8 protein-coding genes are annotated in these 12,961 nt (G+C 73.6%); 2 read left to right on the forward strand and 6 right to left on the reverse strand.

The genetic code is table 11. From position 1 onward, the window contains the following. Positions 1-40: 40 nt before the first annotated feature. The 3 genes from GD632_RS01170 to GD632_RS01180 all read right to left on the reverse strand — a co-directional run bounded on the left by GD632_RS01170 (position 41) and on the right by GD632_RS01180 (position 5,933). Positions 41-1,228, reverse strand: coding sequence for an acetate/propionate family kinase (locus GD632_RS01170; protein WP_152187784.1), 1,188 nt, complete (start codon positions 1,226-1,228; stop codon positions 41-43). After that, entirely contained in the window at positions 1,225-3,297 is a 2,073-nt protein-coding gene (pta, locus tag GD632_RS01175) for a phosphate acetyltransferase (RefSeq protein ID WP_152187786.1), read from the reverse strand. The genes GD632_RS01170 and pta overlap by 4 nt, the downstream gene beginning before the upstream one ends. A 146-nt stretch (positions 3,298-3,443) precedes the next feature. Then, positions 3,444-5,933, reverse strand: a complete 2,490-nt coding sequence (locus GD632_RS01180; RefSeq protein WP_152187788.1) for a phosphoketolase family protein — start codon at positions 5,931-5,933, stop codon at positions 3,444-3,446. A 112-nt stretch (positions 5,934-6,045) separates the two neighbouring features. Here GD632_RS01180 and GD632_RS01185 point away from each other — a divergent pair, with 112 nt between their 5' ends. Next, entirely contained in the window at positions 6,046-6,873 is an 828-nt protein-coding gene (locus tag GD632_RS01185) for an SURF1 family protein (protein WP_193311283.1), read from the forward strand. Here the strand turns inward: GD632_RS01185 and GD632_RS01190 are convergent. Further along, on the reverse strand, positions 6,821-8,350 hold the full coding sequence (locus tag GD632_RS01190) for a glycerophosphodiester phosphodiesterase family protein (RefSeq protein WP_152187792.1): 1,530 nt from the start codon (positions 8,348-8,350) through the stop codon (positions 6,821-6,823). The two genes, GD632_RS01185 and GD632_RS01190, sit on opposite strands and share 53 nt — an antisense overlap. Positions 8,351-8,828: 478 nt before the next feature. Between GD632_RS01190 and GD632_RS01195 the strand changes: the two genes are divergently transcribed. Next, positions 8,829-9,311, forward strand: a complete 483-nt coding sequence (locus GD632_RS01195) for a DUF1269 domain-containing protein (protein ID WP_152187794.1) — start codon at positions 8,829-8,831, stop codon at positions 9,309-9,311. A 38-nt stretch (positions 9,312-9,349) separates the two neighbouring features. Here the strand turns inward: GD632_RS01195 and GD632_RS01200 are convergent, their stop codons facing one another. Together GD632_RS01200 and GD632_RS01205 are read right to left on the reverse strand one after the other, a co-directional pair. Further along, positions 9,350-11,083, reverse strand: a complete 1,734-nt coding sequence (locus GD632_RS01200) for an ABC transporter ATP-binding protein (RefSeq protein ID WP_152187796.1) — start codon at positions 11,081-11,083, stop codon at positions 9,350-9,352. Then, the gene (locus tag GD632_RS01205; RefSeq protein WP_193311284.1) at positions 11,083-12,855 is read right to left on the reverse strand and encodes an ABC transporter ATP-binding protein; all 1,773 of its coding nucleotides are present in this window, start codon (positions 12,853-12,855) and stop codon (positions 11,083-11,085) included. Before GD632_RS01205 ends, GD632_RS01200 begins: the two co-directional genes overlap by 1 nt. Positions 12,856-12,961: the final 106 nt, after the last annotated feature.

Below are 12,961 nucleotides of genomic sequence, written 5' to 3' on the forward strand. Positions count from 1 at the left end.
GACCCGCCCGGCGCGAGGCCGCCGGGCGGGTCGCGCGGCCCTAGAGGAGCGCGACCGCCTGGCGGGCGATCTCCTGCTCCTCCTTCGTCGGCACCACGAGCACGGTGACGCGCGAACGGTCGGTGGAGATGACCTTGGGCTCGCTCATCCGGCCGGCGTTGCGGGCGTGGTCGAGCTCGATGCCGAGGAACTCCAGCCCCTGCAGCGCCTCGGCGCGGACGATCTCGTCGTTCTCCCCGATCCCGGCGGTGAACGAGAGGACGTCCAGCCCGCCCATGACCGCGGCGTAGCCGCCGACGTACTTGCGCAGCCGGTGGGCGTAGACGTCCAGCGCGAGCCGGGCGCCGGCGTCACCGGCCGCCACGAGCCGGTGGACCTCGCGCATGTCGTTCTTGCCGGACAGGCCCTTGAGCCCGGAGCGACGGTTGAACAGGTCGTCGATCTCGTTGATGGTGAAGCCGGCGTTGCGGCTGAGGTGGAAGATGACCGCCGGGTCGATGTCACCGGTGCGGGTGCCCATGACCAGCCCCTCCAGCGGGGTCATCCCCATCGAGGTGTCCACGGCGCGCCCGCCGGCGACGGCGGACGCCGAGGCCCCGTTGCCGAGATGGAGGACCACCTGGCGCAGCTCACTTAGCGGCCGGCCGACGACGGTCGCGGCCGTGCGGGAGACGTACTGGTGGGAGGTGCCGTGCGCGCCGTAGCGGCGCACCCGGTAGCGCTTGGCCACCTCACGGTCCAGGGCGTAGGTCGCGGCGGCGTCGGGCAGGTCGGAGAAGAACGCGGTGTCGAAGACCGCGACGTGGGGGACGCCCGGGAGCAGGTCGCGCGCCACCTGGATCCCGCGCAGGTTCGGCGGGTTGTGGAGCGGGGCGAGCGGGATGAGCTCCTCGATGTCGGCGAGGACGTGGTCGTCGACGAGGGCAGGGCCCGAGTAGCGCGCCCCGCCCTGGACGACGCGGTGCCCGACGGCGACGATCCCGGCGGCACCGAGGTCCGGGCCCACCTCGGCGAAGAGCTCCAGGACGCGGCGCAGGCCCTCGCCGTGGTCGGCGACCGGCTCGGTGAGCCGAGTGTCGACGCCCTCGAAGGTGTGCCGCAGCAGCCCCTCCTCCTCCCCGATCCGCTCGACGAGCCCGGAGGCGACGACGACCCCCTCGTCCGGCTCGATGAGCTGGTACTTGATCGAGGACGAACCGGAGTTGATGACAAGGACGGTGCTGCTCACTGCTGCTCCTCGCTGGCCTGTGCCTGGATGGCGGTGATGGCGACGGTGTTGACGATGTCCTGGACCAGGGCGCCCCGGGAGAGGTCGTTGACCGGCTTGTTGAGGCCCTGGAGGACCGGCCCGATCGCCACCGCACCGGCCGAGCGCTGCACGGCCTTGTAGGTGTTGTTGCCCGTGTTGAGGTCGGGGAAGACGAAGACGGTCGCCTTGCCCGCGACGTCGGACCCGGGCATCTTCGTCTGCGCGACGGACGCGTCCACGGCGGCGTCGTACTGGATCGGGCCCTCGACGAAGAGGTCGGGCCGGCGCTCGCGGACGAGCTCGGTCGCCGCCCGCACCTTGTCGACGTCCGCGCCGCTGCCCGAGGTGCCCGTCGAGTAGGACAACATCGCGATGCGCGGGTCGATGCCGAACTGGGCGGAGGTCTCCGCGGAGGAGATCGCGATGTCGGCGAGCTGCTCGGCGTCGGGGTCGGGGTTGACCGCGCAGTCGCCGTAGACGAGGACCCGGTCGGCCAGGCACATGAGGAACACCGAGGACACGATCGACGTGCCCGGCCGTGTCTTGATGATCTCGAAGGAGGGCTTGATGGTGTGCGCGGTCGTGTGCTGGGCGCCGGAGACCATGCCGTCCGCGTAACCGAGGTGGACCATCATCGTGCCGAAGTACGACACGCTCGGGAGCACCTCCAGCGCCCGCTCCATCGTCATGCCGCGGTGGGCGCGCAGACGGGTGTACTCCTCGGCGAAGGGCTGCAGCCACTCGCTCGTGCGGGGCTCGATGATCTGGGCGGCCTCGATGTCCAGGCCCAGGTCGCTGGCCCGGTCCCGCACGGCGCTCTCGTTGCCGAGGAGCGTGAGGTCGGCGACGCCGCGGGAGAGCAGCGTGCTGGCGGCCCGCAGGATGCGGTCGTCGGTCCCCTCGGGCAGGACGATGTGCTTGCGGTCCCCGCGGGCCCGCTCGAGGAGCTCGGACTCGAACATGAGCGGGGTGACGACCGAGCTGCGCGGCACGTCGAGCGCCGCGAGGACGGCGTCGCCGTCGACGCTGCGCTCGAAGGCGCTCAGCGCGAGGTCCCGCTTGCGCTGGCTGCCGCGGGAGATGAGGCCGCGGGTGGTCGAGGCGATGCGTGCCGACTCGTAGGTGTTGTGCTCGGTCGTGACGATCGGCAGCGAGCGGCCCAGGCCCTCGACGAGCGTGCGGACCTCCGCGTTGGGCTCGTAGCCGCCGTTGAGGACGATCCCGGCGAGGGAGGGGAAGTTCTGCGACGCGTGTGCCGCCGCGAGCGCGATGAGGACCTCCGAACGGTCCCCGGCGGCGATGGCGAGCTGGCCCTCCTTGAGCCGCTCGAGGATGTGCTCGACGTTCATCCCGCACACGAGGATCGACTCCGCCTCGCGGGTGAGCAGGTCCTCGTCACCGGCGATGACCGTGCCGTCCAGGGCCGCGACGAGGTCGGCGATCGTCGCGGCCGAGAGGAGCGGGAGCTCGGGGAAGGCCCACACCGGTACGTCCAGGCCGGCGACGGCGTCGCGCACCTCCGCGATGCGCTCGGGCTCGCAGCGGTTGACGGCGACGGCCGCGACGGTCGCGTGGTCCGAGCGCAGCTCGGCGGCGGCGATGTCGACGACCTGCCGGATCTCCTCGGTGGTGCGGTCCAGGGCGCGGACCGTGAGGAGGACCGGGGCGCCGAGGTTCGCGGCGGCGCGCCCGTTGAAGGAGAGCTCGGCGGGCCCGGCGACGTCGGTGTAGTCCGAGCCGACGATGACGACGATGTCGCTGCGCTGCTCGACGGCGTGGAAGCGCTCGACGATCCGGGTGAGGGCCGCCGTCTCGTCGGCGTGGACGTCGTCGTAGGTGACGCCGACGCAGTCCTCGTAGGCGAGGTCGACGCCGTCGTGGGACAGGAGGAGCTCGAGGACGTTGTCGGGCTCGTCGCCGGCGTGGACCACCGGCCGGAAGATGCCGACGCGCTCCACCCGCCTGACGAACAGGTCGACCAGACCCAGCGCGATGGTCGACTTCCCGGTGTGACCCTCCGGTGAGGCGATGTAGATGCTGCGCGCCACGACGTCTCCTCTCAGTGCTTCGCCGGCCGCCGTTCCCGCGGCCGGGTGCCAGTGTCTCCCGGTGGCCGCGCGGCCACCTGGGACTTTGTCCCGGTTGGCCGTGTGTGTCCGGCCACGTCCGGGTCGTCCGGTGCCCGGGGCCGGGCTCAGTCGTTGTCGCCACCGGTGTCGTACTCCGGCCCGCCCGAGGCGGTGGCCGTCTCCCCGACGTCGGGCCACTGCCACTCGGCGACCTCGGGGGTGTCGGTGCCGTGCTCGCGGGTGTAGCGGCGCGCGGCGAGGCGTGCGTCGGCCATCCGCTGGCGCAGGCCCGCGTACCGTGAGCCCAGCCCCGGCACCCGGTCGATGACGTCCATGACGAGGTGGTACCGGTCGAGGTCGTTGAGCATGACCATGTCGAAGGGCGTCGTCGTCGTGCCCTCCTCCTTGTAGCCACGCACGTGGAGGTTGGCGTGGCCCCTGCGCCGGTAGGTGAGGCGGTGGATGAGCCACGGGTAGCCGTGGTAGGCGAAGATCACCGGCCGGTCGGTGGTGAAGACGGTGTCGAAGTCCCGGTCGCTCATGCCGTGCGGGTGCTCCTTCTCGTCCTGCAGCCGCATGAGGTCGACGACGTTGACGACACGCACCCGCAGCTCGGGCAGGTGCTGGCGCAGCAGGTCGGCGGCGGCGAGCACCTCGAGGGTGGGGATGTCGCCGGCGCAGACGAGGACGACGTCGGGCTCCTGCCCCTCCTCCTCGGTCCCGGCCCACTCCCAGATCCCCACGCCGCGGTGGCAGTGGTCCTGCGCCTCCTCGATCGTGAGGAAGTCCGGTCCGGGCTGCTTGCCGGCGACGACGACGTTGACGTACTGGCGGGTGCGCAGCACGTGGTCGTAGGTCGCCAGCAGCGTGTTCGTGTCCGGCGGCAGGTAGACGCGGACGATGTCGGCACCCTTGTTGACGACGTGGTCGATGAAGCCCGGGTCCTGGTGGGAGAAGCCGTTGTGGTCCTGTCGCCACACGTGGGAGGAGAGGAGGTAGTTGAGCGAGGCGATGGGTCGGCGCCACTCGAGCTCGTCGGTGACCTTGAGCCACTTCGCGTGCTGGTTGACCATCGAGTCGACGATGTGGATGAAGGCCTCGTAGGACGTGAACAGGCCGTGGCGGCCGGTGAGGAGGTACCCCTCCAGCCACCCCTGGCACTGGTGCTCGGAGAGGACCTCCATGACGCGCCCGGCGCGGGCGAGGTGCTCCTCCCGGTCCGCGGGCACCATCTCGGCGTTCCACTGCTTGGAGGTCACGTCGTAGACGGCCTGGAGCCGGTTGGAGGCGACCTCGTCGGGCCCGAAGAGCCGGAAGTTGTCCGGGTTGCGCCGCATGATCTCCGTGAGCCACTCGCCCAGCACCCGGGTGGACTCGGTGATCGAGGCGCCCGGGGCGGGGACGTCGACGGCGAAGTCCCGCATGTCGGGCAGGCGGAGGTCGCGCAGGAGCAGGCCGCCGTTCGTGCTCGGGTTGTCGCTCATCCGCAGCTGGCCGGCGGGTGCGAGGGTGGCGACGTCGTCGACGAGACGGCCGTCGGCGTCGAACAGCTCCTCGGGCCGGTAGCTGCGCATCCAGTCCTCGAGGACCTCCATGTGCTCGGGAGTGTCGCGGGCGCTGGACAGCGGCACCTGGTGGGAGCGCCAGGACCCCTCGACCTGCTGCCCGTCGATGACCTCCGGGCAGGTCCAGCCCTTGGGCGTGCGCATGACGATCATCGGCCACTGCGGCCGCTCGACCTCCTCCGGGTCGGTCTGCGCGGCCCGCTGCTTGATCTCGGCGATCTCGTCGAGGACCTCGTCGAGCAGCGCGGCGAAGCGGCCGTGGACGGAGGCCGGCTCCTCGTCGTCGAAGCCGGCGGTGAAGACGTACGGACGGTGGCCGTAGCCGCGCATGAGATCGGTGAGCTCGTCCTCCCCGATGCGCGCCAGCACCGTCGGGTTGGCGATCTTGTACCCGTTGAGGTGGAGGACCGGCAGGACGACGCCGTCGGTGCGCGGGTTGACGAACTTGTTCGAGTGCCAGCTCGTGGCCAGCGGCCCGGTCTCTGCCTCGCCGTCACCGACGACGGCGAGGACGAGGAGGTCGGGGTTGTCGAAGGCGGCGCCGTAGGCGTGGGACAGGGCGTAGCCGAGCTCACCGCCCTCGTGGATCGAGCCGGGTGTCTCGGGGGCGACGTGGGAGGGGATGCCGCCGGGGAAGGAGAACTGCCGGAAGAGGCGCCGCAGGCCCTCGGCGTCCTGGGTGATGTCGGAGTAGACCTCGGAGTAGGTGCCCTCGAGGTAGGTGTTGGCCACGAGCCCGGGCCCGCCGTGGCCGGGGCCGGTGACGTACATCATCGGCTGCTCGCGCTCCTGGATCGCGCGGTTGGCGTGGGCGTAGAGGAAGTTGAGGCCGGGGGTGGTGCCCCAGTGGCCGAGGAGGCGCGGCTTGACGTGCTCGGTGCTCAGCGGCTCGCGCAGCAGCGGGTTGTCGAGCAGGTAGATCTGGCCCACGGACAGGTAGTTCGCCGCACGCCACCAGGCGTCGACGCGAGCGAGAGTCCCGTCGTCCGGGGCGGGGCGGGCCCGGCGACGCCAGGCGTTCGTCGTGACGGGGACGGAGGCCGTGTTCATGGGGAGCTCCCTGTGTCGGTGGTCACGCCCCAGCCTTCCGGTTCCCGGGGGCCGGAGCCACCGGAGAAGGTCCTGGGCCGGGACCCGGGGAGCGGCGAACTACCCTGGGAGCGTGTTCACCACCGCCCAGCGCCCCCGGGCCGACGCCCGTGACTGGCTGCGGGCGGCGACGACGAGGCGGATGCTCGTCCTCCTGCTGCTCGTCGTCGTCGTGGCAGCGGTGTGCGCGCGTCTGGGCTTCTGGCAGCTCGACCGGGCCGGCATCCGCGGGCAGGAGGCGGCGCGCATCGAGCGCGAGGAGCTCATGGCGGCGCCGGCCGCCCCGATCACCGAGGTGCTGGCCCCGCAGAGCGCCTTCACCGCCGAGCACTTCGGACGGCGGGTGAGCCTCGAGGGGGCCTTCGACCCCGAGCAGCAGGTGCTCGTGCCCGGCCGCAACGTCGGTGGGCAGGACGCGCTCATGGTCGTCACCGCCTTCCACGTCGACGGCGGCCCGCACGACGGCGCGATCATGCCGGTGCTGCGCGGCTGGCTCCCGGACGGGATCGCCGACCGCCTCGAGGCCGGCGGCGCCGGGGCGGAGGCGACCGCACCCCCGCCCCCGACCACGCGGCTGGAGATCGTCGGGGTGCTCAGCGACTCGGAGGCGGCGGGGGAGCCCGGCCTGCCCGAGGGGTTCGCCGGCGGCATCAGCGCCGGGGAGCTCGCCGGGCTGTGGGGCACCCCGATGTACAGCGCCTACCTCGTGCTCGAGGAGCCGGCTCCGACCAGCGGCCTGAGCCCGGCGCCCTCACCCGTCGAGGAGCTCGACGCCGACCCGAACCTCCAGAGCCTCGCGTACGCGATCGAGTGGTGGGCCTTCGCCCTCTTCGCCGTCGTCTTCTGGGTCAAGGTGCTGCGCGACGACGTCCGGGAGTCGAGGCTGGCCGCGGGCGGGTGAGAGGTGGGTCGGGGCGCCCACCCCACGTGACGAGGGAGCGGATGACGTCGGCGAGGCGGCCTGACACCCCGGTCTCCGCGGCGACGGTCGCGCGCTGCTCGAGCGCGACGTCGGGGGCGGAGGTGATGACGCCGTCGACGCCCTCCCGGACGAGGACCCGCAGCTGTCGCGGGTCCGTCACGGTCCAGACGAACACCTGCACCCCGGCGGCGTGGGCCTGGCGCAGGAGGCGCTGGTCGTAGGAGCCCTGCTCGAGGGTGAGGAAGTCGGCGGCGCCGGGGTCGAACCGGCCGCGGGAGAAGGCGACGACGCTGCCGGTCGTCACGTGGGGGAAGCGGGCCTCGACCTCGGCGACGGTCGAGCGGTCGAAGGACTGGACCAGGGACGAGCCGACGAGGTCGTGGGCCTCGAGGACGGCGACGACGTCTCCCACCAGGTCGCCCCGCTCCCGTCCGTGCTCCTTGATCTCCACGAGGAGCGGCATGCCCAGGTCCGCCGCCCGTTCCGCGAACGCCGCGAAGGTGGGGATGGTCGACTCGTGACCGCCCTGCCGCACGGTGGTGGCGGTGAGCTCGGCCGTGGTGAGGTCGGCGACGTCCCGGTCCACCCCCGCGAGGCGGCGCAGGTTGGTGTCGTGGACGACGACGAGCCCCCCGTCCGCTGCCTGGAGGACGTCGAGCTCGACGACGTCGGCGCCGAGCCGGGCCGCCGCACCCAGTGACTCGAGGGTGTTCTCCACGGCGCCCGCGCTGGCACCGCGGTGGGCGATGACGAGCGTGGTGCGCTCGGGACCGGCGGCGCTGAGGGCTGCTGCGCCGGCAGCGCCCGTCCCGGCGACCAGCACCGCGAGGACGGCGGCCGCGAGCAGCTGGCGTGCGCTCGCGGGCGCGCGGCACACGGGGACGACAGGGGCCGACGGGTGGCCGGGGACCAGGCGGAGCAGCAGGACGGCGACGAAGGCCGCGGCCAGCCCACCACCGGCGAGGAGGACCACCTCGGCGAGGACGAGGACCACCCCGGCCACGGCCGGCGACACGGCCGGCCACAGCGCGTCGGACACGCGGGTGACGGCCACCGCGGCAGCAGCGAGGGCGGCGACCGCGGCGGCGCCGGCCAGCCACAGTGCCGTCACGACGACGGCGAGCCGGGCGACCCGGCCGCGGGTCGCCCGCCAGCTGGCGGCGTAGGCGCCGGCGGGGGTGAGCCCCGCGGTGAGGACGAAGGTCGGCACGAGCAGCAGGCGGAGGTTGGTGTAGCCGAGGAGGGCGACGGCGCCGAGCCAGGCCGTCGTCCCGACCGGCGTCTTGCGGAGCTCGCCGCTGATGAAGGCCGGCACCTCGAGCGGCCGGACGAAGGAGGCGCCCAGCGCGAACCCTCCGAGGGGCGCGATGACGACCAGGTAGAGCGCGAGCAGCCCGAGCTGGGGTCCGGCCGAGCGGGCGACCACGGCAGCGCCCTGGCGGGCCAGCTCCCGCACGTGCGCCACCCGTCCGCGGGCCAGGTCGCGGGGCGAACAGGACGAACGCCGCGTGCTGGAGCAGCGCCGCCGTGGTCGCGACCACCGCGAGGGCGACGATGAGCAGGGCGGCTGCGGGATGGCGCAGCACCTGCCCCAGGCTCGCCTCGGTGAGCGTGGGCACCCCGGCGACTCCCAGAGCCGCCACGAGGAGCAGGCCGACGACCGGTCCGGCGACGACGGCGGTGAGGAGCTGGAGGGCGACCGCGACCCGCAGCCAGACCGGCCAGTCCGCAGCGACCGCCCGGAGAGCCGCCGCGGCTCCGAGCCCGGGCCACCGCGCGGCCGGTGTCCCGCCGGTCATGGCACTCATCCCGCACCTCCCACGAGGTCGTCCTGCTCGGGTCACCCGGCGCTCCCCCGGGCGCGGGGGTACCGCAGCGGGCGCCGTGGTGGAAGGCTGGTGACCGACCCCGTTGCCCACGTGAGGGAGCGTTCGATGTCAGAGCTGATCATCCTCGGGTACGACGACCACGTCACCGCCCGACGTGCCTACGACAAGGTTCTCGACCTGCAGCGGGACTTCATCGTCGAGCTCGCCGGACTCGCCCTCGTGCGCGTGGACGACGACGGCGAGAAGCACGTCGACACACCGTCGAGCGTCGTCGGGGCGTCCACCGCCTCCGGCGCCCTGTGGGGGGCCGTCTTCGGTCTCCTGTTCCTGGTCCCTGGCTTCGGGCTGCTCGTCGGCGGCGCTCTCGGCGCGCTGACCGGCAAGCTCGGCAAGACGGGCATCAACCGGGGCTTCCAGGACCGGGTGCAGGGCCTGCTCGAGCCCGGCAGGGCCGCCGTCGTCGTCATGGCGCGCAAGCTCACGGAGGACAGGTTCGCCGCGGCGATGGGCGACTTCGGCGGGACCGTCCTGAAGACCTCGCTCTCGGAGGCGGACGAGCGGGAGCTGGCGGAGGAGCTGGCGGGCTGAGACGGGGCGGGACCCGGCTGTCGGCGCAGGGGGTCGGGTCAGTCCTGCTGCCAGGACTGCCAGAGCGCCGCGTACTCGCCGCCCGCCGCGACGAGCTCGTCGTGCGGGCCGATCTCGGCGATGCGGCCGGCCTCCATGACGGCGACCCGGTCGGCGTCGTGCGCGGTGTGCAGGCGGTGGGCGATCGCCACCACCGTGCGGCCGGTGAGCAGCGCGGACAGCGAGCGCTCGAGGTGCCGGGCCGCGCGCGGGTCGAGCAGCGAGGTCGCCTCGTCGAGCACGAGGGTGTGCGGGTCCAGGAGCACGAGCCGGGCGAGCGCGAGCTGCTGGGCCTGCGCCGGTGTCAGCGTGACACCGCCCGAGCCGACGGCCGTCCCCATGCCCTCGGGCAGCGCCGCCACCCACTCCGCGGCGTCGACGGCCTCGAGCGCGCGGGTGAGCTCGGTGTCGTCGGCGTCGTGCCTGGCCAGGCGCAGGTTGTCCGCGACCGTCCCGACGAAGACGTGGTGCTCCTGCGTGACGAGGGCGACGTGCCGGCGCAGCTCCTCCTCGGGCAGGTCGACGAGCGGCACGCCGTCGATCGTCACCCGCCCACCGGTGGGCGGGTGGATGCCGGCGAGCATGCGCCCGAAGGTCGACTTGCCGGCCCCGGACGGGCCGACGATCGCCAGCCGCTCCCCGGGAGCAAGAGTGAGGTCGATGCCGTGGAGGACGTCCTCGCCGTCACGGTAGGCGTAGCGCACCTCGCGCGCGCGCACGTCCTCGCGCTCGGGCCGCGCAGGACCGGCCGCACGGTCCGGTGGGACGAGCTCGATGCCGACGATCCGCGCGAGGCTCGCCGTCGCGACCTGGATCTCGTCCACCCACATGAGCAGCTCGAAGAGCGGGCCGCGGATCTGGATGACGTACAGCGCCACCGTGGTGACCGCGCCGAGGGTGACGAGGCCCGCGCCCACGAGGTGCGCGCCCCACAGCACGACGGCGGCGACCGGCAGTGCGAAGGAGGTGACGAGCCAGAAGAACACCGACATCCGCAGCCGCAGCGTCACTTTCTCGGTGTCCCACGCGGCGGCGACGACGGCGTCGGCCCGGCGCCGGCGCTGGGCGCCCAGCGCGAGCGCGTCGACCGTCGCGGCGTGCTCGACCGACTCGGTGAGGACCCCGTTGAGGTCGGCGTAGGCGGCTGCGTTCTCCCGGTAGGCGGGGGCCGAGCGGCGCAGGTAGCGACGCGTGGCGAGTGCGAGCACCGGCAGGCCGACGAGCATCGCCAGCGCGACGAGCGGGGAGGCGAGCAGCGCGGCCCCGAAGGTGAGCGCGATCGTCGTCGTCGTCACCAGGACGCGGGGGACACCGAAGCGCACCGCCCACTGCACCCGGTCGATGTCGTTGGTGGTCCGCCCGAGCAGGTCGCCGGTCCCGGCGCGCTCGACGGTCGACAGCGGCAGGTGGGTGACGCCGGTGAGGAACCGCTCGCGCAGCTCGGCGAAGACCTCCTCGCCGAGCACCATCGCGCTGCGCTGGGCGTAGCGGGTGACGAGCGCCTGGAGGACGACGACGCCCACGAGCCACAGCGCGACGGTGTCGACGTAGCGGCGGGTGGTGCCGGCGACGACGGCGTCGACGAGCCCGCCGAGCAGCCACGGCAGGGCGAGCGCGGCGATCGCGGCCAGGGCCTGGAGCACGACGACGGTGGCGAGCGGGCGCCGGTAGGAGCGCAGGAGGCGCCCGGCGAAGGCGCGCACCCGCGCGGAGTCGGCGACGGGCAGCTGCATCACACCACCTCCGTGGTGAGGGACCGGCCGACGACGGCGTGGTAGGCCCGCGCCTCCGGCTCCCCGGCCGCGGCGCGGGTGAGGAGGTCACGGTGGCGGCCGTGGGCGCGGACGACGCCGTCGTCGAGGAGGACGACGTCGTCGGCGTGCTCGAGGACGAGCGGGGAGGCGGTGAGGACGACGGTCGTCCTGCCGCGGCGGTACTCGGCCAGCCGGGCCGCGATCCGTGCCTCGGTGTGGGCGTCGACGGCGCTGGTCGGCTCGACGAGGACGAGGACCTGCGGCTCGGTGAGCAGGGCGCGGGCGAGGGCGACGCGCTGGCGCTGGCCGCCGGACAGGGAGCGGCCCTTCTCGGTGATCTCCCCGTCCAGGCCCTCGGGCAGGGACTCGAGGACGTCGTGCGCGTCGGCGGTGTGGAGCGCGCGCAGGAGGGCGGCGTCGTCGAGGCCGTCCTCGCGCGCGTCGAGCGCCGTGCGCAGCGGGCCGGTGAACAGCTGCGGGGTGGAGGAGGCGACGACGACGCGGTGGCGGACCTCGGCGAGGGGCAGCTCGCGCAGCGGGTGACCGTCGAGGAGGACCTCGTCGGTGACGCGGTCGTCGAGGCGTCCGAGCCGGGTCGCGACGGCCTCGGCCTCCCCGGGCCGCGGGGTGACGACGGCGGTGAGCGCGCCCGGCCGCGGCCGGAGCCCCGTGAGCGTGTCGACGAGCGCGCCGGGGGAGGACGGGACGGCGGGGCGGGGCAGGGAGTCGGCCGCCTCGGACTCGGCGAGCGTCCCGGCCTCCGGGGTCACCGACAGGACGCCGGTGATCTTGCGGGCGGCGACCCGCCCCCGGGTGAGGAAGTTGATGAACTGGGTGACCCAGCGCAGCGGCTCGGACAGGTAGGCGGTGAAGCCGTAGAACGTGACGAGCTGCCCCGGCGAGATCTCCCCGGTGATCGCGAGGCGGGCGCCGAGCCACACGACGCAGGCGACGAAGAGGCCGGGCAGGAGGATCTGGAGCGCCTCGAGCACGGAGGACAGCCCGGCGACCCGCACCCCGGCCCGCCGCACCCGCTGGGACTGGGCGCGGTAGCGCTCGGCGAAGACGTCCTCGCCGCCGATCCCGCGCAGGATGCGCAGCCCCGAGACCGTGTCGGTCGCGAGCGTCGCGAGCCGGCCCGACGCGTCGCGCTGCTCCTTCTGCCGCGCCTGCAGCGGCTTGATGAGGAAGGAGACGACGACCGTGACGACGGGCAGCCCGAGCGCGACGACGAGCCCGAGCGAGGGCGACTGCTGGAGCATGTAGACGGTGACGGCGAGGTAGCCGGCCAGGCCGCCGACGAAGGCGGGCAGCAGCTCGAGGACGTTGCCGACCTGGAAGGAGTCGTTGGCGACGGCGCTGACGACCTCACCGGTGGGCAGCTCCTCGCCGATCGCCGGGCCGGTGCGGGTGACGTGGTGCCCCACGAGCCGGGAGGCGCTGAAGGCGCCGTGCAGCCAGCCGCCGACCTCGGCGGCGTGGCCGACGCTCGTCGCGACGGCGCTGAGCAGCCCGATCCCCACGAGCGCGAGGGCCAGCCACAGGAGGCGGGTGGACACGCCGTCGGTGAGGCCGCTGTCCAGGGCAGTGCCCAGGACGAGCGGCACCGCGGCCCCCGCGAGGGAGACGACCGAGGCGAGGAGGCAGCCGATCAGCAGGGTGGGCCAGGCTCCGCGGGCGGCCCAGGCGAGGAAGGCCGTGGGCGCACCGAGAGGGGGATGACCGGGGTGACCGGTCGGGACGTCGAGCACGAGACCTGAGCCTAGGTGTCGCCGACGACACCGGGCAGCCTGTTTTCCGCCGTCGGCGGCGCCTGAGACACTGAGGGCGAGCTCGCACGGGCGGGCGCGAGGAGGA

The organism is Georgenia satyanarayanai, from assembly GCF_009193135.1.
Lineage (GTDB): Bacteria > Actinomycetota > Actinomycetes > Actinomycetales > Actinomycetaceae > Oceanitalea > Oceanitalea satyanarayanai.

Coding starts and splice junctions, on each gene's coding strand:
- GD632_RS01180 (WP_152187788.1), bottom strand. CDS start 5,933: ATGAACACGGCCTCCGTCCCCGTCACGACGAACGCCTGGCGTCGCCGG.
- GD632_RS01195 (WP_152187794.1), top strand. CDS start 8,829: ATGTCAGAGCTGATCATCCTCGGGTACGACGACCACGTCACCGCCCGA.
- GD632_RS01200 (WP_152187796.1), bottom strand. CDS start 11,083: ATGCAGCTGCCCGTCGCCGACTCCGCGCGGGTGCGCGCCTTCGCCGGG.